At 49.1% G+C, this 26,015-nt stretch carries 24 protein-coding genes; 11 read left to right on the top strand and 13 right to left on the bottom strand.

Going from position 1 to position 26,015, the window contains the following annotated elements:
* The first annotated feature begins 19 nt into the window (after positions 1-19).
* Entirely contained in the window at positions 20-784 is a 765-nt protein-coding gene (gene aroD / locus A3849_RS08330) for a type I 3-dehydroquinate dehydratase (RefSeq protein WP_074110995.1), read from the top strand.
* 109 nt (positions 785-893) lie between these two features.
* On the opposite strand, the gene A3849_RS08325 is transcribed toward aroD, so the two are convergent.
* Entirely contained in the window at positions 894-1,283 is a 390-nt protein-coding gene (locus tag A3849_RS08325; RefSeq protein ID WP_074110994.1) for a carboxymuconolactone decarboxylase family protein, read from the bottom strand.
* 102 nt (positions 1,284-1,385) lie between these two features.
* Here A3849_RS08325 and A3849_RS08320 point away from each other — a divergent pair, with 102 nt between their 5' ends.
* Both A3849_RS08320 and A3849_RS08315 read left to right on the top strand, forming a co-directional pair.
* Positions 1,386-1,772, top strand: coding sequence for a MerR family transcriptional regulator (locus A3849_RS08320; protein WP_074111010.1), 387 nt, complete (start codon positions 1,386-1,388; stop codon positions 1,770-1,772).
* A gap of 155 nt (positions 1,773-1,927) precedes the next feature.
* Positions 1,928-2,200: an AAA family ATPase gene (locus A3849_RS08315; protein ID WP_256700702.1), complete on the top strand. Its 273-nt coding sequence runs from the start codon at positions 1,928-1,930 to the stop codon at positions 2,198-2,200.
* Here the strand turns inward: A3849_RS08315 and A3849_RS08310 are convergent.
* The 6 genes from A3849_RS08310 to A3849_RS08285 all read right to left on the bottom strand — a co-directional run bounded on the left by A3849_RS08310 (position 2,186) and on the right by A3849_RS08285 (position 7,466).
* Positions 2,186-3,094: a sensor histidine kinase gene (locus A3849_RS08310; RefSeq protein WP_074110992.1), complete on the bottom strand. Its 909-nt coding sequence runs from the start codon at positions 3,092-3,094 to the stop codon at positions 2,186-2,188. The two genes, A3849_RS08315 and A3849_RS08310, sit on opposite strands and share 15 nt — an antisense overlap.
* Before the next feature lie 18 nt (positions 3,095-3,112).
* Positions 3,113-3,874, bottom strand: coding sequence for an ABC transporter permease (locus A3849_RS08305; protein WP_074110991.1), 762 nt, complete (start codon positions 3,872-3,874; stop codon positions 3,113-3,115).
* Between the two features lies 1 nt (position 3,875).
* Entirely contained in the window at positions 3,876-4,778 is a 903-nt protein-coding gene (locus A3849_RS08300; RefSeq protein WP_074110990.1) for an ABC transporter ATP-binding protein, read from the bottom strand.
* 97 nt (positions 4,779-4,875) lie between these two features.
* Complete coding sequence (locus A3849_RS08295) at positions 4,876-5,553, bottom strand: response regulator transcription factor (protein WP_074110989.1); 678 nt, start codon at positions 5,551-5,553, stop codon at positions 4,876-4,878.
* Positions 5,554-5,739: 186 nt separating this feature from the next.
* Positions 5,740-6,507 carry a MerR family transcriptional regulator gene (locus A3849_RS08290; protein ID WP_074111009.1) on the bottom strand — a complete coding sequence of 256 codons (768 nt, stop codon included), beginning with the start codon at positions 6,505-6,507 and terminating at the stop codon, positions 5,740-5,742.
* Positions 6,508-6,713: 206 nt separating this feature from the next.
* Positions 6,714-7,466 carry a 3'-5' exonuclease gene (locus tag A3849_RS08285; protein WP_074110988.1) on the bottom strand — a complete coding sequence of 251 codons (753 nt, stop codon included), beginning with the start codon at positions 7,464-7,466 and terminating at the stop codon, positions 6,714-6,716.
* Between the two features lie 239 nt (positions 7,467-7,705).
* Between A3849_RS08285 and A3849_RS08280 the strand changes: the two genes are divergently transcribed.
* Positions 7,706-8,071, top strand: a complete 366-nt coding sequence (locus A3849_RS08280) for a nuclear transport factor 2 family protein (RefSeq protein ID WP_074110987.1) — start codon at positions 7,706-7,708, stop codon at positions 8,069-8,071.
* Between the two features lie 226 nt (positions 8,072-8,297).
* Here A3849_RS08280 and A3849_RS08275 read toward each other — a convergent pair whose 3' ends face one another.
* The 6 genes from A3849_RS08275 to A3849_RS08250 form a co-directional block, all read right to left on the bottom strand.
* Positions 8,298-9,047, bottom strand: coding sequence for a spermidine synthase (locus A3849_RS08275; protein ID WP_074110986.1), 750 nt, complete (start codon positions 9,045-9,047; stop codon positions 8,298-8,300).
* A gap of 14 nt (positions 9,048-9,061) precedes the next feature.
* The gene (locus A3849_RS08270; RefSeq protein WP_074110985.1) at positions 9,062-10,558 is read right to left on the bottom strand and encodes a response regulator transcription factor; all 1,497 of its coding nucleotides are present in this window, start codon (positions 10,556-10,558) and stop codon (positions 9,062-9,064) included.
* A gap of 30 nt (positions 10,559-10,588) precedes the next feature.
* A complete protein-coding gene (locus A3849_RS08265; RefSeq protein WP_074110984.1) occupies positions 10,589-12,406 on the bottom strand; it encodes a sensor histidine kinase in 1,818 nt (605 codons plus the stop codon).
* Positions 12,407-12,434: 28 nt separating this feature from the next.
* The gene (locus tag A3849_RS08260; protein WP_074110983.1) at positions 12,435-13,268 is read right to left on the bottom strand and encodes a carbohydrate ABC transporter permease; all 834 of its coding nucleotides are present in this window, start codon (positions 13,266-13,268) and stop codon (positions 12,435-12,437) included.
* Between the two features lie 2 nt (positions 13,269-13,270).
* Positions 13,271-14,164, bottom strand: coding sequence for a carbohydrate ABC transporter permease (locus A3849_RS08255; protein ID WP_074110982.1), 894 nt, complete (start codon positions 14,162-14,164; stop codon positions 13,271-13,273).
* 123 nt (positions 14,165-14,287) lie between these two features.
* On the bottom strand, positions 14,288-15,634 hold the full coding sequence (locus A3849_RS08250) for an ABC transporter substrate-binding protein (RefSeq protein ID WP_074110981.1): 1,347 nt from the start codon (positions 15,632-15,634) through the stop codon (positions 14,288-14,290).
* 349 nt (positions 15,635-15,983) lie between these two features.
* Between A3849_RS08250 and A3849_RS08245 the strand changes: the two genes are divergently transcribed.
* The 7 genes from A3849_RS08245 to A3849_RS08215 all read left to right on the top strand — a co-directional run bounded on the left by A3849_RS08245 (position 15,984) and on the right by A3849_RS08215 (position 25,995).
* Positions 15,984-18,524 (top strand): glycoside hydrolase family 2 protein, encoded by a 2,541-nt coding sequence (locus tag A3849_RS08245; RefSeq protein WP_074110980.1) that lies wholly within the window; start codon positions 15,984-15,986, stop codon positions 18,522-18,524.
* 41 nt (positions 18,525-18,565) lie between these two features.
* The gene (locus tag A3849_RS08240; RefSeq protein WP_074110979.1) at positions 18,566-20,719 is read left to right on the top strand and encodes an alpha-galactosidase; all 2,154 of its coding nucleotides are present in this window, start codon (positions 18,566-18,568) and stop codon (positions 20,717-20,719) included.
* Positions 20,720-21,116: 397 nt separating this feature from the next.
* Entirely contained in the window at positions 21,117-21,668 is a 552-nt protein-coding gene (locus A3849_RS08235; RefSeq protein ID WP_074110978.1) for a hypothetical protein, read from the top strand.
* Between the two features lie 86 nt (positions 21,669-21,754).
* Positions 21,755-22,249 carry a CYTH domain-containing protein gene (locus A3849_RS08230; protein ID WP_074110977.1) on the top strand — a complete coding sequence of 165 codons (495 nt, stop codon included), beginning with the start codon at positions 21,755-21,757 and terminating at the stop codon, positions 22,247-22,249.
* Between the two features lie 195 nt (positions 22,250-22,444).
* Positions 22,445-23,833 (top strand): threonine synthase, encoded by a 1,389-nt coding sequence (gene thrC, locus A3849_RS08225; protein WP_074110976.1) that lies wholly within the window; start codon positions 22,445-22,447, stop codon positions 23,831-23,833.
* Between the two features lie 261 nt (positions 23,834-24,094).
* The gene (locus A3849_RS08220) at positions 24,095-25,081 is read left to right on the top strand and encodes a Gfo/Idh/MocA family protein (RefSeq protein ID WP_074110975.1); all 987 of its coding nucleotides are present in this window, start codon (positions 24,095-24,097) and stop codon (positions 25,079-25,081) included.
* A 38-nt stretch (positions 25,082-25,119) separates the two neighbouring features.
* The gene (locus A3849_RS08215) at positions 25,120-25,995 is read left to right on the top strand and encodes a radical SAM/SPASM domain-containing protein (protein WP_074082816.1); all 876 of its coding nucleotides are present in this window, start codon (positions 25,120-25,122) and stop codon (positions 25,993-25,995) included.
* The last annotated feature ends 20 nt before the right edge of the window (positions 25,996-26,015 follow it).

Raw genomic sequence — 26,015 nt, 5'->3', positions numbered from 1 at the left:
ACATAAGGAGCTGAAGGAAATGAGCGGCACAGTAACTGTTAGACATGTAACCCTTGGTGAGGATATTCCCAAAATCTGTGTTCCACTGGTTGGAGCTACGGCAGCTGAGCTAATAGCAGAAGCAGAGGCACTGAAGGAGCTGGCACCGGATCTGGTGGAATGGCGGAGCGACTTTTTTGCAGAGATAGAAGATCTCACCGCAGTACAGGAAACCTTGTCCGCAATTTCCTCCGTCCTTCCGGATATGCCGCTGATCTTCACGTTCCGCAGTGTAGAGGAAGGCGGCGAGCGGGCGATTGCGAAGGAATATTATATCCGGCTGAATCAAGCGGCTGCAGAGAGCGGCTGTGTGGATATCATTGATGTGGAGCTGTTCAAGGGGGAGGATATCGTTCGTGAGTTAATTGCGGCTGCGCATGCCTGTGGGGTGTTCGTGATCGTCTCGAATCACGATTTCCACGGAACACCCTCCCAGGAGGAGATGATCTCACGGCTGCGCAAGGCCCAGGAGCTTGGCGGAGATCTGCCTAAAATCGCTGTCATGCCGCAGCATGCGGGTGATGTGCTGACCCTGCTGGCTGCGACAAATACGATGCGGGACCAATATGCGGACCGTCCGATCATTACGATGTCCATGGCCGGAGAAGGGGTAATCAGCCGCTTGGCCGGAGAAATCTTCGGCTCGGCGCTGACCTTTGGCGCAGCACACAAGCCCTCGGCTCCGGGTCAGGTGGCGGTTAACGAGCTGCGCAGTGTGCTGGAGCTGCTGCACCGCAGCCTGTAGAAACTGTAACAATGCGAGTGAAAAGCTGGAAGTAGCCAGCCATACCAAATTTCCCGGCTCGGCGTATAAGTCTTTTGTGCGCAGGGTCCGGGAATTTGTTGTACACCACCTAATCCTGCACTGTAATTCCCCGTGACTTAAATACGTCTTTAGCCACAAAGGTTGCATTCAGCACACGCGGAAATCCGGCGTAAGGCGCGCAGTGCAGGATGGCTTCCACGATTTCTTTAGGAGAAAGTCCTACATTGAGCGCGGCATTGATGTGGACATTAAGCTGTGGTTCGCAGCCACCCAGAGTGGTGAGTGAGGAAATGGTGATGAGTTGGCGCTGCCGCAAATCCAGTCCATCACGGGTATAAATATCGCCAAAAGCAAATTCAATTACAAATTTTCCTAGATCAGGAGAGATATCTTTCAGCGATTCAATCACTTGGGTTCCCCCGCTACCGTCCACCTCCATCAGCTTCTCCCAACCGCGATCATAACGTTCTGTAGTCATAAGTTAACCTCCGTTTAAATTAGGATTTCCTGCTCTGTACCCAGAGTACAGCTTAGAGCGCGCTCTAATGCAACCGTTCATTTGCTGTGGTATGATTTCAGCATGAATAACTTACTTACGATTCAGGAAATGTCCCGCCTGACGGGACTGTCAGCACATACGCTGCGTTATTATGAGAAAGTAGGCATGCTGGAAGGGGTGTCCAGGAATGAACAGGGCTACCGCGCCTATTCCGAGACCGATGTGTCTTGGGTACAATTCCTGGTCATTCTGAGAGAGCTGGATATCCCCATCCGGGAAATGAAGCGTTATTCCGATCTGCGCAGCCAAGGTCCGTCCACCGTCCATGAGAGACGATTGATGCTGGAAGCCCACCAGAGCAGGGTCCAGCAGCAGATGCAAAAGCTTGGCGATAATCTCGGGAAGATTGCCGACAAGATTCAGTACTACAAAGAAATGGAGGAAGAAGTGGAAGCGGATATACAATAGAGCGGCAGCGGGATAATCCGCTGCCGCTGTTGCTAGGTTGCTCACCGGAAAAGCTGGCAATTTTGCTCACGGATGATTTTGTTGAATACAGAAGCTCTGGAAGGGTATAGCGTAAGGAAGATATGACTGGCGAAGGAGGGGCGGGTGTGGTGGAGATGACACTGAGTGAACCAAAGACAGAGTTAAAGTTAATCCATATGGAGGATGTCAAAACCAAAGAAGTCAACTGGCTATGGTATCCATATATCCGATTTGGAAAGATCACCGTAATTGAAGGTGATCCGGGAGAGGGGAAGACAACCCTAATACTAAAGACAGCAGCACTGCTTAGCAAAGGGTTGCCGCTTCCCTGTACCGATGGCGGTCATCTATCAGACAGCAGAGGACGGATTGGAGGATACTATCTACATTTGTTAAGCTTTTGGTAAAAACACAGAGATAGAAAAAAGTCCATTATTATAGTATGCTTCTATTTTTCCATTCAACCGTCTGGTAATTTCTTTGGCTATCGCTAATCCCAACCCTGTAGTTTTTTTGTTCCTGGATTGATCCTTTGTATAAAAGCGTTCAAAAATATTATCCAAATCATCCTTCGTCATTGGTTCACTTGTATTGGAAAATGTAAAAATATAGCCATCTGATTCATGGATTTCAAAACGATATTCTCCCTTTCCATGTTCAAGCGTATTAAAAAGAATATTTAAAAATATTCTCTTCACCGCTTGCTCATCCCCTTGTATGATACAAGGTTTTTCAGGTAAGTGAACGGTAGGTTCATGTCCTTTTTTATTAAAATCGTCATAATATATAGCAAGGGAATCTGCCAAAACTTTTTTTGCATCTACAGGTACATGTTCATAATTAATCTCGCCTGATTCAATACGAACATATTCAAATAGTTGTTCCAGTAGCATTTTAACCATATTCTGTCGTTCTAATATAATCGATAAGTATTCTTGGCGTTCTTCCTCTGTAACACCTGACTGTAGCATTTGAACGTACCCACCGGCTGTGGTCAAGGGTGTCCGTAAATCGTGTGATATGTTCGTGATACTCTGTCTAAAATTCTGATTTATCCTTCTGATTTGGATGTGTGACAATCGAATATCTTTAATTAATTTATTGAGCACATTGACCAAGTTGATTATATCTCTTTGTTTGGCTATCACTGTCAGGAGCTGATTGGTATCTGTTGTATTCATTATTTCTTCTAGTTGCTGTGTAATATGCTTCATATTCAATCTATAGTATGTGTGATACAAAATAGAAATCAGTAGCAAGAGCAATAACACAAAAATTATAATCATCTTAATATTTTCCATATCAGCGCCTTCTTTTAATCAATCTACATCTCTTTTTGTAAATAACAGGCTGGATCCTGCAACGGTCATAACTCCCATGAAAACAAACACAACAGAGTACCTTAGAAAATCCTCTGGCTTTGATGTAAAATCTATTATTGTATTACGCATATTCGAAAGACTATATCTAAAAAAAATATCATTATTTGTTAATGAGGTCAGCATTCCTGCAACAAATTTCCCTCCAGTTATTAATAAAACTGAAGCGATAACTGTTATTCCTCCGTTTTTAAAGAGGTATGAGCACAAAACTCCAATTCCTGTAACTCCCCAAAACACACAAAGAATTCCTACATTCATTCGAATAAATGCCATCAAATCAACATGTCCTAATTGGAATAATATCGTATTTGATAATAAACTTAAACTACCGAAAGCTAATAAAATCATTGTAACAACGGACGATATAGCAATATACTGACCCAGAACTAATTTCCATCTAGCGATTCCATGACAAGCCATTTGTCGTATACTACCATTTGCATATTCAGCAGTAATAATGAAAACAACAAAGATAAGGATAATATAGAAGATCATATCTCCTCCATAGGATCCTTGATAACTGGAGATTCCTGTTTCCCTCATCTGTGCTTTTATCTCCGAAGAAAAATGAGCTGAATTTTGTTCAAACACAGTTGCCACAAAAGCAATAACATTCATTGCCAACAATATAATTGAAATCGCATAAAAAATCTTACTTCTAAATATTTTATAAAATTCACTCGAAATTATATTCATCATCCTAGTTACCTCCCATCATCTTTACAAAATATGCTTCTGTATCATTGCCTTCTAAACAGATACTCGACACTAAAACACCATTCTCTATCAATTCTTTATTTATCTGTGCTGATATATCCAAGCAATCATAAATACATATTTTTCCTTGATCAAAGACTTGATAGTCGGTACTCCTGATATTGTTTTTGATTATGTATGCTGCTTTTTCTAAATCATCAACTTCTATAGAGATACATTTTTTGCAACGATTCTCCAATTCAGCAGCTTCAAATTCATCAACTAATACACCTTTATCAATGATGCCGTATTTTGTTGCAATTCTAGTAAGTTCTCCTAAAATATGAGAGGATATTAAAATCGTAATCTTATTTTCGAAATTGAGTTTAAGAATTAATTCTCTGATTTCTTTGATACCAGAAGGGTCTAGTCCATTGATAGGCTCATCTAAAATAAGAAAATCAGGATTTCCCAGTAACGCAATAGCAATCGACAGACGCTGCTTCATACCAAGTGAAAATTTTTTGGTTTTCTTCTTGCCTGTATTTTGCAACCCTACTAAATTAAGCACATCATCTACATTTCTATTATCTGGAATACCAAGTAGTTTATTATAATATATCAGATTTTGTCTGGCCGTCATGTCAGGATAAAGTGCTGGTTGCTCAATGACACACCCTATTCTTTTCCTGCCCTTTTCTAAATGGCTACTTTCAAACAGTTCAATTTCTCCTTGGCTCTGATGGATTAATCCACTCACCATCTTCATAAGTGTAGTTTTACCTGCTCCATTTTTTCCAATAAACCCATAAATATCTCCTTTTTCGATATTCAGATTTACTTCATTTACAGCTATTTGTTTTCCATACTTTTTGGTTAGGCAATTGGTTTGTAATACTAAACTCATATCTCTTCACCTTTACTTTCTGTAATTTAACTAAATCATATATGAAAGGTATCAAAATTGAATTTAGAATTTATCAAGAAAGTCTAAAGATAATATCTCAATTATCCTGCATCTTATATCCTATTCCCCAAACTGTTTTGATATATGCTTCTCCATGCTTCAATTTATTTCGCAGATTGCTAACATGTACCGTTACTGCTCTTTCATCAACAACGTATTCTTCTGACCAGACGCTCTCAAAGATATTCTGCTTAGTAAATACCTTCTTGGGATTGCTAATTAATAATTCCAAGATGCAATATTCTTTTACTGTGAGTTCAATTGGCTCATCATTAATGGTTACACTATGATTTTCACTATCTACAACTAAATCTTTAAATTCTAACCTCTTAGTTTTCTCGATTGCTGGAATTTTGTTGGTTCTTCTTAGCACTGCGCCTATTCGTACAATCAATTCTTCATTGATAAATGGCTTTGTTATATAATCATCTGCCCCATCCCGGAGTAATCCAAGTTTAGTATCTAAATCATCTTTTGCCGATACACATATAATTGGAATTTGCATTTGTTTGTTAATTTTTAAGAGTATTTCCTCCCCGCTTAATCCTGGTAACATCAGATCCAGCAAAATCAAATCAAAGGATTCTTTTGCTAACAATAGAAGAGCTTCCGTTCCAGAAAATGCAGACGTTACTTCATATTGATTTTTTCTTAGTAAAGTTTGCACCATTTTATTAATTTCAGTATCATCCTCGACTATTAATATCTTGTTCATTTTTTTCTCCATTTCTATGTAAAAATTTATTACTTTAGGAACTTATTATATCCAGACGTACTTGAATTTCACAGCCACATTCGTTGCTCAAACTTACATTCAATAACGAAAATGCCCCAGACCACCACTATTGGTCTGAGGCTTCACCCAATGGAGTAAATATCCCTCTGAAACGAGTAATCTAGTTCATTCCTGCTTCGCGCCGGTATAGACATGTACGGCATCCCGCAGAAACCGGGCCAGGCCGGGACGGGTTTTGTCGTAATAGGCGGTGAACCGCTCATCGTCGACATACATCTGCGCTACTCCCGCGTGAGCTTCCTTGGAATAGGTGTCCCAGTAGAAGGTCAGCCACTGGCGGTGCAGATCTGCCGCTTTTTGCGCCAGCTCACTTGCCGAATCGCCTTGCTCCATCGCCTGCTCCAGGGATTCGAACATCTCCTCTTCCAGCTGCTGAACGGCGGCGTACTGCTCTTCGGTCATGTTCCCCAGCTTGCGGTTGGATTGGTCAACAGCATCATCCCCGTATTTGCTGCGGATCTCCTGCCCATATTTCTGCTCGTTATCATCAATCAGCTTTTGCTTGAAGCCTGCGAACTTCTCTTCATTGCTCATCGTTATTCTCCCTTCGGCTTGTGCCAGTGTTCTCTCGACGTTCAGGATCAGCGTATCGAGCTGTTGTCTGCGCTGAAGCAGCTTCTCATGATGCTCGCGCAGGGCCTGGACGCCATCAAAGGAAGGTGCGGTTACAAGCTCTTTGATCCCTTCCAGACTTAGGCCCAGCTCCCGGTAAAAAAGAATCTGCTGCAACCGGTCCACTTCAGCCTGGCCATAGATACGGTATCCCGAGGAGTTGATTCTCGCCGGCTTGAGAATACCAAACTCATCGTAATACCGCAGGGTCCGTGTACTGATTCCCGCAAGCGCCCCCAGCTTCTGCACGGTATACTCCATCATTTCTTCAGCCTCCAGCTCATTCTCAGCGTGTATTTGATTGGATCGCTTCACGTCAGCGACTTGCAAGCAGCTGCTTGCAAAATGAATGTACACCTTTACGTAACGGCAATGTCAATCTTTTTTATGATGAAAAAACAGCGGCAGTCTCCCTAGTATACCCACTAAGGGAACTGCCGCTGTCGTGTGGCGATAATGAATGCAGTTTACTTTTTGCCGAGTTGTGCTGCAAAATAGGCCTGCAACTCAGCCAGCTTGCGTGGATCAGCCAAAGCGTCCTCAGCCGGGAAATAGTGCTCGGCAACGAGGTCCCAGGTGGGAACGATCTTCTGCGCGTTCATCGCTTTGATCGCAATCTTGACCGTCTTGCGTTCTCTGGCATTGGAGAAGGTGTCCACATAGTGCTGGGAGCGTTCGAAGTCGAGATCCGGGAAGACGGCGCGGAAAATTTCCGCTGTCATCTTGGCATCGTCCAGCGCACGATGCGCGGAGCCGGAAGGCTCCAGCTCGAATAGGGCCATCGCCCCTTCGACGCTGATATCGTTGGTGAGGCCGCGGGCACGCAGCACGCCTTTGAGCAGATCGAAATAGGTGGCAGACAGCCAGTAGGCATCGTCTATTTTGTGCATGCGGACATCCTGAATGATCCGTTTCATATCCTCCCCGCCCCAGGTTAGAAGGAGCACGCCGTCCAGGCTCTGATCCAGCCAGGCCCGAAAGGCCGTAATCACCTTAGGGAACCGTTCGGCCACGTCGATATCCTCCTGGGGGATGCCGGTTTTTTTCTTAATGAACGAATTCAGGGTGGAGAAGTATATGGGTTTGATCAAAGCTGAGAATTCATCCTTATATTGCAAAGAAGCGTCTAACCGGACGGCTCCAATCTCAATGACCTCCATAGGGTGCTCGCTGGCAAATTTGCGGCCGTTGAATTCGATGTCCAGAATAATATAATCCACAGGTAATGCCTCCGTTTCAGTGACTGGCGCTAGGATTGCCTTAAAATACGCCGACTATTCTATTTTAGCAAAAAAAACGCAGGAGTGGGGGGTTCAGAGGGATTCTACCGTTGGTATGCAGGAGGGAGGGTGCCGGGGTGTCGAATAGGTGGGGATGTAGGGATAAGTGGAAGAGAATCTGGAGCTGCTGGAAATGGGCTTCGGTTATGTAGTTTACGAGTAGACTAGGGGGCATTGTCATGGAAGACGAAGCATTATTGAAAGAGCATATCTGCGGGCTGGAAAAACTGCTGCTGAGCGCGGAGGTACGGACATCACCGGAAAAGCTGGCGCTTTTGCTGACAGATGATTTTGTGGAGTTCGGAAGCTCCGGCAGGGTGTGGCATAAAGAAGACATGACTGGTGAAGGAGGCGCGGGTGTGGTGAAGATGACCCTGAGCGGGTTCGAGCTTTATCCGCTGTCTGAAGGGGCCGTGCTGGCTACTTACCGGACCTGTAACGCTGAAACCGGCAGGGTGACCCTCCGCAGCTCTATATGGAAATTTAGGGATGGACGCTGGCAGATGTTTTTTCATCAAGGGACACCGGCCTGGGTGGGGGATTGACAGCAACCGGTATATGCAGAGAAGAACGTATGTGGAAAAAGTACAACTAATCCGGGTGACCGCACGGCCGAAACCACAGTAATGGGAAAAAGTACAACTAATTAGCCCGATTGATGGGGAAATCCTGATTTTGGTTGAAATAGATGGAGGAAATCCAACTAAACCTGGCTGCGATACGGATTTCGGCAGATTTAGTGGTACTAATTCCACTTGGGAATCCAGCGCTTCAGCTCTGGAAGCTGTCCCGGATCACATGGCCCTGCCCGAGTGTGATTTCCACAAAACCGGCCATTTGCCGGGCTTGATAGCGGATCGGCTTGATGCTGCCCATGATGATGATGTTTCGGACATCGGCTGTGCCTTCTGTTGGAAGAGCGAAAGCCTTGGTATAGGGGAATTCTTCGCTAAGAGTGGTGTGGATGGCACCGATCAGGCGGTCGTTTTCGCTTCTGCCCATCAGGTTCATGATGATCGAACCGCGGCTGTTCAGCTTGGAGCGGGCCAGGGCGAAGAACTCGCTGGAGACCAGATGTTGCGGGGTGCCGTCTGCGGTGAAGGCATCCAGAAGGATGAAGTCATAGCGGTGGTCCGGCTCATCCTCCAGAATGCTGCGCCCATCCCCGACAACAACATTGTCCTGGCTGCAGCCAAAGTGCTGCCGGCTGAGCTTCACAACCTCTGCACTTACCTCAGCGGTCTTAAAGCGCTTCTCTGCGAAATAACCGGCGATCGTCCCGATGCCATGTCCAATAACAAACACATCTTCGAACAATGCCCCGCCTGCCTCCATTAAGTGGATCATTGCTCTAGGATACTCAAAGACCACCCGGCGGGGGTGGTTCAGATCAAGGGCTCCCTGAATGGCGTCTCCTGAAAACTGCAGCACACGGAACTTGCCTCTCTCGCCATATAATTCTGTGGTATCGTAAACTTGGATTTCATGCCCTTCCCCGGTGGTGCGTAACCATGGCTGCAAAGCGATCAGTCTCCTTAAATAAGCGATATGCGTTTATATTCGTTCGGTGTGACGCCGACTATTTTTTTGAACAGCTTATTGAAATAGGCGGGATCGGGGTAGCCGACTTCAGCTCCAATCTCATGGATCTTCAGATCATGCGCATTCTTCAGCAGCTGTTTGGCCTTGCGGATACGGATTTCTATCACATAGTCAGTCAGGGTCAGCCCGGTTTCCTGCTTGAACAGCTTGCTCAAGTAGCTTGGTGTCAAAAATACCATCCCTGCCAGCATGTTCAAATCGGCGTGCTGATTGTAGTGAGCCGCTACCCAGCGCTTCACGGTTTCGACGGCGGTGCCTGACAGCTCCAGACGGTGGGTGCGGATTACGCTTAATGCGTCCGAGAAGGAGGAGATGAACATCTGCTTGATCTCTTCAAAGCTCATGCAGGTCTCCATCTGTTCCTCAAGCGAAGACCGGCTGCTTACTCTGTAAACGGCTCCGAATTCCTGAAGCTCCTTGCGTGCTGTGTCCTCAACTTCCCGGCAGGCCCGCAGAATCTGTTCAGGACAAGCCCGCTGCGATTCCAGCAAAGAGAACATGGACTGGAGATGTTCCAGAACGCCGGATATATTCAAAATTTGCAGATCGTGGATCAGCGGCTCACGCACAAGCGTAAAGGGATCATTCAGGCTTATGCCGGCAGCCGTAAGCTCCTGAGCAGTAATATAATGCAGCGGCTGCGAATTGTAAATCCCGGCATCACAGGCCACCTTGGCTTCCAGGTAGGCGGATCTGAGCTTGGAGGGAGTGCTGTATGAGCCGCTGACTCCGGCATGGAGGTATTGTCCGCTGCTTGCCGCCCGGATAGTCCCGCCGATACGATTCAATTCCGCAGCTGTTAAAGGTTCAGCAGAATACCAGATCCATACATACAGTCCCTTTCGGATTTCCAGAAGGTCAAGCAATATTTCCTTCTCTTGCCGCAGACTGTCTGAGCAGGCACAGACGGTTTCCCGCGAGCTTCCTTTGAGCACGAACACGGAGAAGTAAGGCTGGGGCAAGGTAAGGCTGCTTAGAAGGATTTCGGATGGCTGCTCGACATGCAGCAGCGAGAGCAGAAGCCCGGAACGCTGGCGTTCTTCCTTTTCCCGAAACAGCTTCTGCTCCTCATCCAGACGGTAGAGCACTTCAAAAAGCTGCTCTTTGTTGATAGGCTTCAGTAAATAGTCCACAGCAGAGCTGCGGATCGCTTCCCGCGCATAATTAAATTCTATAAATCCGCTCATCAGGAGTGTACGTATCTGCGGATACCCGGCTTTGAGCTGTTTGATCAGCTCCAGCCCGTCGACATGTGGCATCCGGATGTCTGTAATGACCACATCAATCTGAAGGGAGGGAAGGTCATCCAGCAGCTGCTTGCCGTCGGCATACGTTCCTATGACAAGAAAGCCGCTGCTCTCCTTGCCTATCATCCGGGCCAGGCCCTCGCGAATCAGAATCTCATCATCTACAATCACAATACGCAGCAATCCGGAATCCCTCCTTTAAAATAACTAGTATTATTCCTCCCGGAGGCGGCTGGTGAGCGCTTCAATGCGCAAGGTGACACGGGTGCCTCTGCCGGGCTCGCTGCTTACGCTTAGACCGAGCAAAGGGCCGTAATGCAGGCGGATCCGCTCGTTCACGTTCCTAAGACCAATGCCGAACCTTTCACCGTCTGCTCCGCTTCTCAGGCTATCGTTCAAAGCACGCAGAGTGTCACTATCCATACCCACACCATCATCCTCTACGCAAAATACTGCTTGACCATCCTCTTCCCAACCGCCGATGCTCAGTGTACCGGGTCCTTCCTTGGGTTCCAGGCCGTGAAAGACAGCATTCTCGACAATCGGCTGCAGGACCAGCTTAATGACAGGAAGGGGGAGTAATGCTTCAGGCACTGTAATATCCAGTCTGAATTTATCCGGGAAGCGGATCTGCAGCAGATGCAGATAATTCCGTACATGGTCCAGCTCGTGGCGGATCGTAACCATCTCTTCGCTGCGGACAATGCCGTAGCGCATTTGCAATCCGAGCAGATAGGTCAGCTCCGCGACCCGCGGGTCGTCACTGCTCTCGGCCAGCATACGGATCGATTCCAGGGTGTTATAAATGAAATGCGGGTTAATCTGGTTCTGCAGCGCCCGCATATCGGCCTTCTGTTTTCTTTTTTCCGTCAGAGAGACCTCCTGCAGCAAATCCTTGACCCGGACAATCATCCGGTTGAAGTGGCTGCCAAGCATGCCGATTTCATCGTTGTATTTGGGATGCAGCCAGACCTCCAGATTGCCGTGCTGGACCTGTTTCATCAGCCGGACCATCGATTTCAGCGGCTTTGTCAGCGCATGCGAGATGATCGTAGCGACGAAAAGGGCAAAGGCTATAATCGCGAGTGTGGTCAGAATCAGCGTATTGCGGGTCTTCTCGACCGGTGATAGAATGCGGGCGAGCGGAATAGAAACAAGGGTCGTCCATCCGGTTTTTTTGGATACGGTATATACAGCGAGATAATCCTTGCCGTCCAGATGGATCTGGAAATGGCCCGCCTCTCCATTCGTGTGCTGAAGAAGCAATTTTAAATTTTTTTCCTGCTGCCCGGAGTTGGGGTCCTTTGGGTCATCACTTGCATAGACCAGTTCACCCTTGTCGTCCACTATCAGCGTATTGCCTTGGGTAACGGTATTGACCGGATCAACGATGCCCTTGAAAAGGCTGATGTCGATATCAAAGATGATGATGCCGATTCTTTTCAGAGTACTGACGGAAGTGACCGTGCGCAGGACGCTGAAAACCTCACGGTGATCGCTGGCGCCCACCCGCACAGTATGCCGTCCTTGGACTATGGGAGCAACTCCTGCTGCTTCGCTGAGACGCTGCCATTCGGGAAGCCATTCCTTCGGGAAGAGCTCATGGATATTAAGACCGGTGTCATAAAAGACTAGTCCATATTTGTCCACTAAGTATACGGCAATGATCTCTTCCTTCGTATGGTTCAAATAGCTTAGGAACATTGACATGCTCGAATTCTTATTCCAATTGGTACCCTTCTCTTCCAGGTAGAATTGAACATCGGTGTTATACAGCGGCAGCGCTGTATTACGCTTAAGATCGGCAACATACCGGTCTATGGTATTTGAGGCGCTGTCAGCCATCTGGCTGGCGCTTGAAGTAGCATTCACCAGAACCGAATTGAAGGTAGAGCGGGAAGAAAGATAGCTGACATAAGTGATAGGCATAGAGATCAGAAAGACGAACACGACAATGAGCTTCCGCTCCATGGGCAGATTGGCCAGATACAGCCATAATTGACGTGAGATTCTCCGGACGTATGAAACCACGATTGTTGTTCCTTTCCGTACATCCCCCTTATTTGACCGCTCCGCTGGTCACGCCTTCAAAAATATAACGCTGCAGGAAGAAGTACAAAATGACCGTTGGCAGCAGAATGAGCAGAATTGCTGCACAGATCAGATTCCATTCGCCCGAATTCACCCCTTGGAAACGCATTAGGACGGTCGTCACGACACCAAGGCTCTGTTTGGGCATATATAGGAAAGGGATGTACATATCGTTGTAAATGCTGATCGTCTTCAGGATCACCAGCGTAGCTGTCGCCGGGGTCAGTAGCGGGAAGATGATCGAACGGTAAATTTTGAACAGGGAAGCACCCTCCACCATGGCACTCTCATCCAGATCAACCGGAATGTTGCGGATGAACTGCAGATACAGAATGATCTGGATCACGTCTGCGCCGATGTACAGGACAATTGGGGCGCCCAGGGTGTTGTAGAGGCCCATGTTTTTAATGATGCCGAAGGTGGCAACCTGAGTGGTGATGCTGGGAATAATGGTAGCTATCAGATAAGCACCGAACACAACCGGCTTCAGCTTAAAAGAAAACCGGCCAAGTACGTATGCTACCATTGTCCCAAACAGAATGTTCAGGGTCAATGTAATTATAATGATTACAAGGACATTGCCAAAGCCGCTGAGGAGATCCCCGCGTTGAAATACTGTAATAAAGTTATCAAAGTTGAAAAAGTTCTTAGGCAGTGCCATGGAGCTGCTGGAGTTGAACTCATCGGTCGATTTAAATGCATTGACTATGACTACGTATGGAGGAAAAATGACAACAAAGACCCCGATCAGGAGCGAGACGTATTTGATAATATCAACAAAACGAAATTTGGTGTGTGTCATGTTTATTTGTCTCCTCCCCGGTTAAGAACCAGCTGCTGCATCAGCAGCACAATAACGACAAAGAACAGCAGAATGATACTCATTGCCGAAGCCAGGCCGTAATTATTATATCCGAATGCCGTCTCGACCACACGCTGCACATAAGTTTGGCTGGCCCCCGCTGGGCCGCCTTTGGTGAGCACGAACGGAAGGTCAAAGACTTCCAGTGCACCTGTAACGGTTAGAAACAGATTCAATTGAATAACGGGCTTCATATTCGGCAAGGTCACTCTCCACAGGGTCTGAAAAGAGCCGGCGCCGTCAATCTTGGCCGCTTCATAAATATCGCGCGGAATGGCCTGTAGGGAGGCGATGTAAATGACCATATTGTAGCCCATGAAACGCCAGAATCCAGTGGATGCGAGGGAATAGTTAACGAGGCCTTCAGTCCCGAGCCAGCTGGTCTGGGCCAGATGATGCAGCCCGATGCTGTCCAGGAACAGATTCAGCGAGCCGTTGGTGGTATCAAATACATAGCCAAACATAAAGGCAACAGCGACTCCGTTCATAATATAAGGCAGGAAGAGCATAATCCGGAAGCCGTTGCGACCCCGCAGCCTGCTGTTCAGCACAACGGCGAAATAAATAGCGACGATATTCTGGACAATGCCCATAACGAAGTATGCAAAGTTATGGGTGAATACCTTGAATATATCGGGATTGCTGAAGACCTCACGGTAATTGTCGAGGCCTACCCAAGGCTTCTCGGGGCTGTAGCCGTCCCAGTTCGTAAAACTATAATAGATCAGTGTAATCGCCGGATAATAGGTGAATGTAGCCAGTAGGATCAGTGGAATGAGCAGAAAGGATACGATAATGATCGTCTTCTGTTTGTTGTAGGATAATGTTCCGAACATCGCTTGACCTTCTTTCGTGAAAGCGCTTTTGTATTTATGGCAAAATGGATTATCATGAAGGCGATAATCCATTTTGCGCCGAAGTTATAGGCTATATCTTATCTTTAAAGTGTGATCTTAGGATCAATAGCCGAGATCTTTTTTAGCTTTGGCCCAGGCTTTGTTCCATTTGTCGAAGACGGTCTGCGGATCTTTGGCAAGTACGAATTCTTGAGCCATTGCTGGCAGATCGAGCTGTGCCTTGTTGGTTATTTCGATTACTTTTGCATCATCAACAGTACCTTCCTGCAGTGTTACGCCGGTAGCCTGGAATTCCTTCAGCTGGGTCAGCTTGGACTCTTTGCCCTTCAGCGGCGAGATGAATCCGGCGAAATCCTCATATCCGGAATCCTCAATCATCCATTTAACGAAGGCTTTCGCAGCATCTATATTTTTGCTGTCCTTGGCAACGCAATAGAAGAAGTCAGGACTGAGCGGAGCGGTAAGAGCCCCCGAGTTGTCATATGGAAGCGGGAAGAAGCCGACGTTGTCTGAAGTTCCACCTGCACCGATGACTTGATTGATGACCCAGTTGCCCAGGAAGTACATGGCGAACTTGCCGGATGCGATGTCTTTCTTGGATTGTTCCCAGTTGGTGGAGTTGATGTCTTTTTCCAAGTAACCTTTTTCATTAAGCTCTCTCAGGAGGCTGAGTGATTTGCCGTATCCATTATCCATAGTAAAAGGAGTGTCGGTAGTCAGCTTTTCATTAGGGAAGTCGGGTTTGCCTTCAATGACGCGTGGAACAGCGTAGACCCAGTCGTTAAGCGGCCATTTGTCTTTGAAGTTGGAAGCGAGCGGAATGATACCTTTAGCTTTGAGTTTTTCGCAGGCAGCAAGGAATTCATCCCAGGTCTTGGGAATTTCAGTGATTCCGGCATCGGCGAATGCTTTTTTGTTGTATACGATACCGGAGGTGGAGTTACCTGTTGTAATTCCGTAGAGCTTGCCTTCATAGGACTTGAAATCTTTAAAGGTAATCTTGTCGTTCAGACCAAGATCGTCCAGCGAAGCGAAATATTTTGGCAGATCGGAGTTAGGAATGGCAGGAACGAACATGACGTCAGGCAACTCTCCGCTAGCCATTCTTACTTTGGCCTGCTGGTTGTAATCGGTATTGGAGGCTTCGAACTCAACATTAATATTCGGATATTTTTCATTAAAGCGCTTTTCAAATTCGTCATACTCTTTGCCGATCATGTCAGTTCTGTTGGTGAGGAAGGTGATTTTGCCGCTGATGTCGGCGCCGCTTGCTGCTGCCGGTTCAGTGGTTGCTGCCGCATCGCCACCGGTACTTTCTGGTGCTGTAGTCGCTGCAGGCTCGTCTGTGGCTTTGGCGGCATTATTATTGTTGTTAGAGCCGCAGCCTGTCAGGGATAAAGAGAAAATCATGATGATAACAAAACATAACGAAAATAACTTGTTTCTCATTGCGTTGTCCCCTTTTCGTTTTATTGTTAGCGTTTACATTAGTTATTATAGCGATAAAATTCTAATTGAGAAATGGATTGAATTATTATTTATTGTCTTTATTTATTCTGTTTAAATGAATATAATTAGTCTGTTGCTAACAATAGGATAACAAAATACAATGGAAATGAACATTATTCATGAAAGCGCATGCTTACAATACTGTAGGGCGTATGTTTACCAAGTGAGTCTGGTATGATGCAGATCCAAGGAGCTTAGGCTCACAAAAATTATGCCCATGCTTCAGTAGCGGGTTTTGTATGATGTGATTACAGGAAATCTATGCTCACAAAACTTTTAGGAGGTTCTTATGAAGCACATACAACTGAAATTGGACAACTGGCAATTTAGAGCATGTGGTGAAGAGGAATGGCTGCCGGCAGCCGTACCTGGAACGGTGCATACCGATCTGCTCCGTAATGAACGAATCCCACAGCCCTTTTATGGAAAGAACGAGCATGAACTGCAATGGATCGACAAAAAAGACTGGGAATACCGGACGGTCTTGCAGCTGGAAGAGAAATGGCAGCATCGTGCTTGTACTGAGTTGGTCTTCAAAGGACTCGACACGTATGCGGATGTCTATGTAAATGATGTGCATGTGCTCTCAGCAGACAATATGTTCCGGGCCTGGACTGTGAATGTGAAGGGGCTGCTGCGGACCGGGGAAAATGAGATTCGCGTGAGATTCCGTTCCGTAGTGAATGAAGATCTGCCGAAGCTGGAACAGCTGGGCTATGCGCTGCCGGCACCTAATGACCAATCGGAGCTTGGCGGACTTGGGGGACAGCAGATCAGCATATTTGCCCGCAAAGCACCGTATCATTACGGCTGGGACTGGGGGCCGAGATTCCTGACCAGCGGCATCTGGCGTGAGGCTGTGCTGGAAGGCAGGGATACCGTTGCTATTACAGATGTATATATCCGGCAGAATGTAGTGAACCGGGAAGAAGCACGGGTGACTGTGCTTGTGGAAGTGGATGCTCCGTCCGGATGGAACGGTCTGCTGCGGATCAGCAGCGGCGGTCAGGAATGGATGAAATCCGCTGCAGTACAGCCAGGCAAGCAGACACTGGAGCAGGAAGTTGTCCTGGATCAGCCCCGTCTATGGTGGTGTAATGGTCTCGGGGCACCTGAGTTGACTGTTTTTCGGGCAGAGCTGCTGGAGGAAGGGAAGGCTGTGGCGCAGACTGAAGTTACCACAGGACTCCGGGAGATCAAGCTGGTCCGGAAGCCGGATGACCGTGGAGCTTCCTTTTATTTCGAACTGAATGGTGTGCGGGTTTTCGCCAAGGGTGCCAATCATATTCCTAATGACAGTTTTTCCACGGAAGTTACCGAGGAACGTTATCGTCATGAGATCGCTTCAGCAGCAGCCTCCAATATGAACATGCTGCGGGTATGGGGCGGCGGGATCTATGAAGAGGAAGTCTTTTACCGGCTGTGTGATGAGTATGGGCTGCTGGTCTGGCAGGATTTCATGTTTGCGTGCAGTATGTATCCTGGTGATGGTCCATTCCTGGAGAATGTGCGCGAAGAGGCTGTCTATAACGTGCGGAGATTGCGCAACCATCCGTGTATCGCTTTGTGGTGCGGCAATAATGAGATGGATTCGGCGTGGTCGCACTATGAGGAGAATATGGGCTGGGGCTGGAAGGAAAAGTTCAGTCCGGAGATCCGTGAGAAGCTGTGGAAGGATTACGAAGCAGTATTCCATCGTATCTTGCCGGAGGCTGTAGCCGCCTGTCACCCGGATGTGGATTACTGGGCATCTTCTCCGATGCGGGACCTTACCCATGACCTGAATCAGCATGCCACGCGGATTGCCGGTGAAGGGGATGTGCACTACTGGGGGGTATGGCATGGAAGCGAGCCTTTTGAGAACTACAATGTTAAGGTTGGCCGCTTCATGAGTGAATACGGATTCCAGTCTTTCCCTGAGCTGAAATCGGTGCTCAGTTATGCGGAAGATCGCGATATGGCGCTGGAATCTGAAGTGATGCTCGCGCATCAGAAGAACGGGCGCGGCAACCTGCTGATTAAAGAATACATGGATATTTATCTGCCGCAGCCGAAGGATTTCAGCAGTTTCCTCTATATGAGCCAGATTCTTCAGGCAGAGGCCATGCGGGTAGCTATTGAGAGCCACCGGAGGAACAAACCCTACTGCATGGGTACGCTGTACTGGCAGATGAATGATTGCTGGCCGGTGGCCTCCTGGGCGAGCATGGATTACTATGGCCGCTGGAAGGCACTGCAATACACCGCTCGCAATAGCTATAAAGAGCTTCTGCTCTCCATTGACGGCTCGGACGGGAACACCCTCAAGGTGCATGCCGTTTCTGACCGTCAGGAAGCGTTTGAAGGTGAGCTACAGGTCCGGCTGCATGACTTCAGCGGCGCTGTGCTGCAGGAATGGTCACAGCCGGTGACCCTGGCAGCGGACGCTTCAGATGTCGTGTTTACGACAGGTCTTGACGGATTGCTGGAGGGCCGGGAGTCCGGCCGTGTTCTGTTAACTGCGTCTTTGCTCGCTGAGGGCCGGCTGCTGGAGCACAAGCACCACTACTTCGTGTCCACCAAAGAAATTGCGCTGACCCCGCCGCACCTCACGGTGACAGAGGTTCCCGGCAGCGGCGGACTCAGCTTCAAGGTAACCAGTGATGTGCTGGCGAGAGGGGTATATCTGACTACGGAAGAGGAAGGAATCTTCTCGGATAACTTCTTTGACCTGCTTCCAGGTGAGACGAAGACTGTGGAATTCTTCCTGCGCGGCAGCGGGGAAGCGGACTTCGTTCCGGCTGCTCCGAAGGGTCTTGAGATTCGCTCGATGGCGGATTACGTGGAATAGAGTCTTTAGTTGAAACCTACAAGAGAGAAGGAATAAGGTCCATGGCGATTTGGGTAAAGGAAGACAAGGGGATATTCCACCTGCAAAGCAAGGGCATGAGTTACATCATTGAGCTGGTCAACGGCTATCCGGCGCATGTGTACTGGGGTGAAAAGCTACGCCACGGAAGTAATCTGGAAGGCTTGCACCCGCTGGTGACCGGTGGCTCGCTTGACCGCCTGCCGCAGGAATACCCGCAGTACGGTACGGGGGATTTCCGTGTTCCGGCTTATCAGGCCAAGCTTGAGGACGGGACCCGGGTTACGGAGCTGCGCTACAGCGGTTACCGGGTGCTGGCGGGCAAGCCGAAGCTTGCGGGACTTCCTGCGGTGTATGTGGAGTCCGAGGAGGAAGCGGATACTCTGGAGCTTATCCTCCGCGACGATTATGCCAAGCTGAATGTTGTCCTGCGTTATTCCGTATATCAAGAAATGGATGTCATTGCACGATCCGTCGAATTTGTAAATGACGGTCAGGCTCCGCTGCAATTGCTGCGGGCACTGAGTACTTCCGTCGATTTCCCGGCAGGGGATATGGACATGATCTACCTGTCCGGCGCCTGGTCGCGGGAAGGCCGTCTCACCCGCAGGCAGCTGGAGCAGGGCAGTACTTCGATCGAGAGCCGCCGGGGGATGAGCAGCCACCAGCACAACCCTTTTGCCGCGTTGGCGAAGCGTGGCACGGATGAGCGCCAGGGAGAGGTGTATGGATTCTCACTGGTGTACAGCGGGGGCTTTGAAGCCGTGGCGGAGGTGGATTCCTTCGGAATGACCCGGCTGACAATGGGAGTGAATTCCTTTGACTTTTCCTGGCGGCTTGAGCCGGGGGAGAGCTTCCAGACACCGGAAGCGGTTATGGTCTACTCGGGACAGGGGCTTGGTGAAATGTCGAGAACCTATCACAGGCTATACCGGACGCGGCTCAGCAGAGGAGAGTACAGGGATAAAGAACGTCCGATCCTGGTGAACAACTGGGAAGCGACATATTTTGACTTCAATACCGATAAGCTGGAGGCTATCGCCGCTGAAGGCGCGAAGCTCGGCATCGAGCTGTTCGTGCTGGATGACGGCTGGTTCGGCAAGCGCGATGCGGACAACTCCTCACTTGGCGACTGGGTGGAGGATCTGCGCAAGCTGCCGGGCGGCCTGTCCGATCTTGCGGCCCGGGTGAACGGCCATGGGCTGAAGTTCGGCCTGTGGGTGGAGCCGGAGATGATCTCGCCGGACAGCGACCTCTACCGCAGCCATCCCGATTGGTGTCTGCATGTTCCGGGCCGCCGCCGCAGTGAACTCCGGTGGCAGCTGGTGCTGGACTACACACGTGAGGAGGTGCGGGATTATATTTATGAATCGCTCAGCCGCATCTTCTCTAGCGTTCCAGTAGCCTACATCAAATGGGATATGAACCGTTGTCTGACAGAGATTGGCTCGGCGCAGCTGCCGCCCGAACGCCAGGGTGAAACCGCGCACCGGTATGTATTAGGACTGTACGAGCTGCTGGAACGCCTGACTGCGGCATTTCCGCATATTCTGTTCGAGAGCTGCTGCAGCGGCGGCGGGCGTTTCGATCCGGGTATGCTCTACTATATGCCGCAGACCTGGACCAGCGATGATACGGATGCCGTGGAGCGCTTAAAGATTCAGTACGGTACGAGTCTTGTCTATCCGGTCAGCTCTATGGGGGCACATGTCTCCGCCGTGCCGAATCACCAGGTGGGACGGATCACTCCGTTGTCCTTCCGGGGAGATGTCGCCATGTCCGGCAACTTCGGCTATGAGCTGGATCTGACGAAGTTCACTCCGGAAGAGAAGGAACTGGTGAAGGTGCAGGTCGCGAATTACAAGGGAATTCGCAGCCTGGTCCAGCAGGGCAATCTGTACCGGCTGCAGAGCCCATTTGAGGGGAATGAAACGGCCTGGATGTTCGTTTCGGACGACCAGCGCGAGGCGCTGGTCTACTATTTCCGGGTGCTGGCTGAACCGCACCCGCCGCGCCGCAGTCTGCTGCTCAGCGGGCTGAACCCGGAGCTGGACTACCGGCTCGCGGACAGCGGGGAAGTCTACGGCGGCGACCGCTTGATGCAGGCGGGTCTGGCGCTGCCGGAGATCCAGCGGGACTTTGTGAGCGGATGCTTCCGGCTGCTGGCTGAGGGGTAAACCGCGTTATAGGAATAGGGGGAGGCCAGGGAGACTTGGTTCCCCCTATTTTTTGGATTACGCAGCTAAAAAGTTGAAGTGAATTGAAGAAAAGGAAAAGGGGAATGGAAAAAGTATACTTAAATCTGCTCAAAAGTGCTTCATAGCGCGGATAGTTGGAATTAGTGGACCTAATCTGAGCGAATCCATCTGATAGAGTGCTAAACGGGCAAATTAGGTTTACTTTTTCCACATGTACTTCTGGCGGGAGTGGAATCGGACGGATTAGGTTTACTTTTTCCACATGTACTTGCTCTCAACCGCTGAAAAGAGTCTGGAACATCCTCGATAGAAGTAGCTCACGTTTCAGCCAAAAGTTTTTGTGTGTCAGTATTATTGTATATAATGGAAGCATTGCATGATTTCGGAGGAGGTGCTGCTGGTGACAGGGATGGATCAGATGAACGAGGTGGAAAATACAGAGAAGCTGAGGGGGCAGAAACATTCGGGGAAGTGGAAGAAGCCAACCCTGACGCAAATCTTCCTGACTGTGTTCCTGCTCGGGATTGCAGTATTCTGGGTAGGGACGATCGTGCAGTCCTTCACTTCGTTCGAGAGCCGGGTGTCCAGCCGCATCGATCTGCAGGATATAAGCTCTATTGAAGTCATCCGTTCCTTGCCGGAAACTACAGATGAAGTTACGGTCACTGTGACTGATCCGGCGGAAATCGCGAGTATTATGAATGCTTTTGCTGATGTGAAATTATTAAGTTCCTCTGCTTCCCATGATTTCACCAGAAACTACTGGATTAGCATCTTTGTAGACGGTCATCCAAGATTCGGAATCACATTGGATGACCAAAAGTATATCTACATCAATGACTCAACCCGAAATGATAAGTATAGCAGCGGGTCATTTAAAATCATCAATCATTATGATATACAGTCTATCGACCGCCTGTTCGACTGAGTTTGCGGATTCCATTGACTTGCAGATGACCCGCACCTATGATGATTAATAATATAAATGTGAAACGAACAGAGGAGCGAGACAGCATGGCTATGGAGATTGAACGCAAATTTCTGCTGCCGGAGTACCCGGAGCGGCTGATTCAGGATGGTCAGGTACAGGTGGTTACCCGGCACAGTATTGACCAGACGTACCTTGCGATAGAGGACGGGCAGGAGCTGAGAGTGCGCAAGATCACCGACCTGGATTCGGGTGAAATTACGTACACACACACCTTCAAGGATGGCAAGGGCATCAGCCGCCAGGAGATTGAATATAACATTTCGGAGGGTTTGTACACCCAGATGATTGAAGCCGTCAAAGCCGTACCGCTGGTCAAGACGCGGATTACCGGTATTTGGAACGGCACGACAGTGGAGATTGACCTGTATACCCAGCTTGAGCTTGCGGTGCTGGAGGTTGAATTTGATTCCCTGGAGGAAGCGGAGAGCTTTGTGGCCCCCGAATGGTTCGGCCAGGATGTAAGCGTCGAGAAGAAGTACAGCAACAAGACTGTTTGGAAAGAGCTGCAGAACCAATGACAACAGGCAGCGGGCACTACAGATTTTCAGACAAAAGTTGACACAGAAGTAACGGACTTTAACGCGTAAACGTGTTAATATAGAGTGAGCTTAAGGCTGGTTCAGCACGGCTTCATTTTCAGCATATAGAACGTGAACTTATAGGCCAGCTGTATGAAGGATAACTAAAGAGGGGTTCAGGAGGATGAGAGAGGTATGGAGTATATAAGCACAAGAGGCAATGTGAAAGCTAAGGGCTTTATTGATACGGTTCTGATGGGGCTGGCGGATGACGGCGGGCTGATGGTGCCTTTTCAGATTCCGGTGATCTCCCCTGAGAAGCTGGCAGAATGGAGAAGCCTGAGCTTCCAGGAGCTGTTCCTTGAAATTTTCTCTTACTATACCAATGATGAAATTCCCTATAATGATCTCAAAGAAATGGTCTACACCAGCTATGGCAATTTCCGCGCGCCGGAAGTGACACCGCTGCACCAAGTGAATGATTCCTTGTACGTGCTGGAGCTGTTCCATGGACCAACCTTTGCTTTTAAGGACGTGGCACTGCAGTTTATGGGTGAACTATATTCCTACATTGCCAAGGTACGGGGGGAAATTATCCATATTCTCGGTGCAACCTCGGGGGATACGGGGGCAGCGGCGATTCAGGGCGTGCGCGGCAAAGAAGGGATCAAGATATGCATCCTTCATCCGCACGGCAAGGTCAGCAAGGTGCAGGAACTGCAAATGACGACAGTGGATGACAGCAATGTGCTGAATCTGTCGGTTGAAGGCAACTTTGATGACTGCCAAAAGGTGATCAAGGAACTGTTCGCTGATCTGGATTTCAAGGGCCGCTATCACCTGCGGGCGATCAACTCGATTAACTTTGTGCGCATTCTGGCGCAGACGGTCTATTACTTCTATGCCTATCTGCAGATTGAGGGCAGCGATGAGAAGAAGATCAGCATCAGTGTGCCTTCGGGCAACTTCGGCAATATATTCTCAGGCTATCTGGCCCAAAAAATGGGTCTGCCGATCCATAAGCTGATCATCGCCACCAACGAGAACAACATTCTCGAACGGTTTGTGCTGACCGGCGAATACAAACCAGGCAGCTTCACAGGAACCTACAGCCCGTCAATGGACATCCAGGTAGCGAGCAATTTTGAACGTTATCTGTATTACCTCTTGGATGAGGATGCGGTGAAGCTGTCTGCGTACATGGCTCAGCTGCAGGCGGAAGGAAAGATTACGGTGGATGGTGCAGCCTTTGAGCAGGTGCAGCAGGATTTCTCTGCGCTGGGGGTCAAAAATCAGCAGTGTCTGGATACGATCGGCAAATACGAGCAGGAATACGGCTATCTGCTGGACCCGCATACAGCCTGCGGCATTGCAGCCTACGAAGCGTTCAGCGGTCCGGACGAGACGAATATTACTTTCGCCACGGCACATCCGGCCAAGTTCGACGAGGCGATTGCCCTGACCGGCATCAAGCAGGAATTCCCTGCTCCCATCTCTGCACTGTTCTCCATGCCGCAGTTTATGACTGTGGTGGAGCATGACAAAGCGGAGATTGTGCGTCAGCTGGTGAAGTTTTACGAATAGAATGGAATAAGCAGCGTTGCTGGATATCCTCTTGCGGGCCGCTTGAATTTAACGTATGGCATATAGCCCTGTTCCTGAAAAGGACAGGGTTTTGTCATGTAATCGGCTGGTGCTTTTTTTCACAACCATAGGTTTGCGGAATTTGTCGGAAATTCCCCCTGAAAAGTAGACATCGCTATCCCGGAATGAGAAAATAGCAGGAAGAGAATCCATATAACCAGCCCAAACGGCTCTTATATTAATCAAAGGACGGGATCATTCATGACTATTCGATTTGGAGTCGTAGGCACCAACTGGATTACAGACCGCTTCATTCAAGCGGGTCTTGAGAACGAGGAATTTCTTCTCACTGCCGTATATTCACGTACTGAGGAGAAGGGGCGCGATTTTGCCGCTAAATACGCTGGCGCTTCAATCTATACCAACCTTGAGGAAATGGTGACCAGCGGAGAAGTGGACGCGGTATACATTGCCAGCCCCAATTCGATGCATGCGGAGCAGTCGCTCATCTGTCTCAACCACGGGATGCATGTGATCTGTGAAAAGCCCGCGGCCTCCAACAGCGCTGAGCTGCGTGCAGTCATTGAAGCAGCCCACCGCAACGATGTGCTGTTCCTGGAAGCGATGAAGTCTACCTATATGCCGAACTTCGGCGTGATCAAAGACAACCTGTACAAGCTGGGCCAAGTGCGCCGGTATTTCGCCAGCTATTGTCAATACTCCTCAAGATATGATGCTTACCGCCAGGGAAAGGTGCTGAATGCCTTCAATCCGGTCTATTCTAACGGTTCACTAATGGATCTGGGCATCTATTGTCTATATCCAATGGTAGCGTTGTTCGGCAAACCTGAAACTGTAAAGTCTGTTGGCATGATGCTCTCTTCGGGAGTGGACGGTGAAGGCAGCATTGTCATGCGGTATCCCGATATGGATGCCGTGGTCATGCATTCCAAAATTGCCGACTCTTATCTGCCTGCGGAGATTCAAGGCGAGAACGGTACGATGGTCATCGACAAGATCAACCAGCCGTACCAGGTCAAAATCTACTACCGCGACGGTACGGTCGAAGAGCTTACCCTACCGCAGGTATTTGAGCCGATGTATTATGAGGTTGAGGAATTTATCAGCCTGATCAAGAATGGTCATCGCGAGAGCAGCGTGAACAGCCATGCCAATTCACTGGCGGTCGCTGAGGTGATGGAGGAAGCCAGAGCACAGATCGGCCTCCGCTATGCCTCGGACCTGTAGCCGAAGCACCGGATGAATATTGAAATGGGGAGCGGAACTTGAAAACTTTTAAAAAGGTCTACATCGAGATTACAAGCGTCTGCAACCTCGCCTGCAGCTTCTGTCCGCCTACCGAACGGCAGAAAAACTTCATGAAGCTGGATACCTTTAATACCATTCTCGACGAGATCAAGCCGCACAGCAATCACATCTATCTGCATGTCAAAGGCGAGCCGCTGCTGCACCCGAAAATCGGCGAGTTGCTTGATGCTGCCCACGCCAAAGGGTTCAAGGTCAACATTACGACCAACGGAACGCTGATTCATAAAGCGGGGCCCAAAATCCTCGGGAAGCCGGCGCTGCGGCAGATGAACTTCTCCCTGCACAGCTTTGACGGCCATGCGGGCTCGGAGAACCGCGAGGGGTACGTGTCAGAGATTATTTCCTTTGTACGGGAGGCATCCGCCCAGGGAGTCATCATCTCCTTCCGGCTGTGGAATCTGACCGAGGACAACCGGACGAATCTGGAGAAAAGCCGCAACCGCGAGACGCTGGCGCTGCTGGAGGAAGCCTTCAATCTGGACTTCAAGATTGAAGAAAAGGTCGTGCCCGGCAGCGGGGTGAAAATTGCCCCGCGCGTGTATCTGAACCAGGATCACGAGTTCAGATGGCCGGCCTTACATGAGCCGGAGGATGACGGCAAAGGCTTCTGCCACGCGCTGCGCAGCCAGGCGGCGGTGCTGGTCGACGGCACGGTGGTACCGTGCTGTCTGGATGGCGAGGGTGTGATTAACCTCGGCAATATCCATGAGAAGCCGTTCTCCGAGATTGTCGAGGGCGAACGCGCGAACAATCTGTTCTATGGCTTCTCCCGCCGGGAAGCGGTAGAGGAGCTGTGCCGCAAATGCGGGTACAGACAGCGGTTTGGAACGTAGCTAGGGAAGCAAGCATGAAC

Origin of the sequence: Paenibacillus sp. P46E (assembly GCF_001909095.1) — a bacterium.
Classification (GTDB): Bacteria; Bacillota; Bacilli; order Paenibacillales; family Paenibacillaceae; genus Paenibacillus_AQ; species Paenibacillus_AQ helianthi.
Note: the sequence above shows the minus strand (reverse complement) of the source record. Positions and strands in the feature narration are given on the sequence as shown.

Excerpts from the sequence above, each read along its gene's own strand:
- aroD (WP_074110995.1), top strand. The coding sequence starts at position 20 with ATGAGCGGCACAGTAACTGTTAGACATGTAACCCTTGGTGAGGATATT.
- A3849_RS08250 (WP_074110981.1), bottom strand. The coding sequence starts at position 15,634 with ATGAGAAACAAGTTATTTTCGTTATGTTTTGTTATCATCATGATTTTC.
- A3849_RS08300 (WP_074110990.1), bottom strand. The coding sequence starts at position 4,778 with ATGAGTTTAGTATTACAAACCAATTGCCTAACCAAAAAGTATGGAAAA.
- A3849_RS08260 (WP_074110983.1), bottom strand. The coding sequence starts at position 13,268 with ATGACACACACCAAATTTCGTTTTGTTGATATTATCAAATACGTCTCG.
- A3849_RS08325 (WP_074110994.1), bottom strand. The coding sequence starts at position 1,283 with ATGACTACAGAACGTTATGATCGCGGTTGGGAGAAGCTGATGGAGGTG.
- A3849_RS08230 (WP_074110977.1), top strand. The coding sequence starts at position 21,755 with ATGGCTATGGAGATTGAACGCAAATTTCTGCTGCCGGAGTACCCGGAG.
- A3849_RS08295 (WP_074110989.1), bottom strand. The coding sequence starts at position 5,553 with ATGAACAAGATATTAATAGTCGAGGATGATACTGAAATTAATAAAATG.
- A3849_RS08315 (WP_256700702.1), top strand. The coding sequence starts at position 1,928 with ATGACACTGAGTGAACCAAAGACAGAGTTAAAGTTAATCCATATGGAG.
- A3849_RS08305 (WP_074110991.1), bottom strand. The coding sequence starts at position 3,874 with ATGATGAATATAATTTCGAGTGAATTTTATAAAATATTTAGAAGTAAG.
- A3849_RS08220 (WP_074110975.1), top strand. The coding sequence starts at position 24,095 with ATGACTATTCGATTTGGAGTCGTAGGCACCAACTGGATTACAGACCGC.
- A3849_RS08320 (WP_074111010.1), top strand. The coding sequence starts at position 1,386 with ATGAATAACTTACTTACGATTCAGGAAATGTCCCGCCTGACGGGACTG.
- A3849_RS08290 (WP_074111009.1), bottom strand. The coding sequence starts at position 6,507 with ATGGAGTATACCGTGCAGAAGCTGGGGGCGCTTGCGGGAATCAGTACA.
- A3849_RS08245 (WP_074110980.1), top strand. The coding sequence starts at position 15,984 with ATGAAGCACATACAACTGAAATTGGACAACTGGCAATTTAGAGCATGT.
- A3849_RS08235 (WP_074110978.1), top strand. The coding sequence starts at position 21,117 with ATGATTTCGGAGGAGGTGCTGCTGGTGACAGGGATGGATCAGATGAAC.
- A3849_RS08255 (WP_074110982.1), bottom strand. The coding sequence starts at position 14,164 with ATGTTCGGAACATTATCCTACAACAAACAGAAGACGATCATTATCGTA.
- A3849_RS08240 (WP_074110979.1), top strand. The coding sequence starts at position 18,566 with ATGGCGATTTGGGTAAAGGAAGACAAGGGGATATTCCACCTGCAAAGC.
- A3849_RS08310 (WP_074110992.1), bottom strand. The coding sequence starts at position 3,094 with ATGGAAAATATTAAGATGATTATAATTTTTGTGTTATTGCTCTTGCTA.
- thrC (WP_074110976.1), top strand. The coding sequence starts at position 22,445 with ATGGAGTATATAAGCACAAGAGGCAATGTGAAAGCTAAGGGCTTTATT.
- A3849_RS08280 (WP_074110987.1), top strand. The coding sequence starts at position 7,706 with ATGGAAGACGAAGCATTATTGAAAGAGCATATCTGCGGGCTGGAAAAA.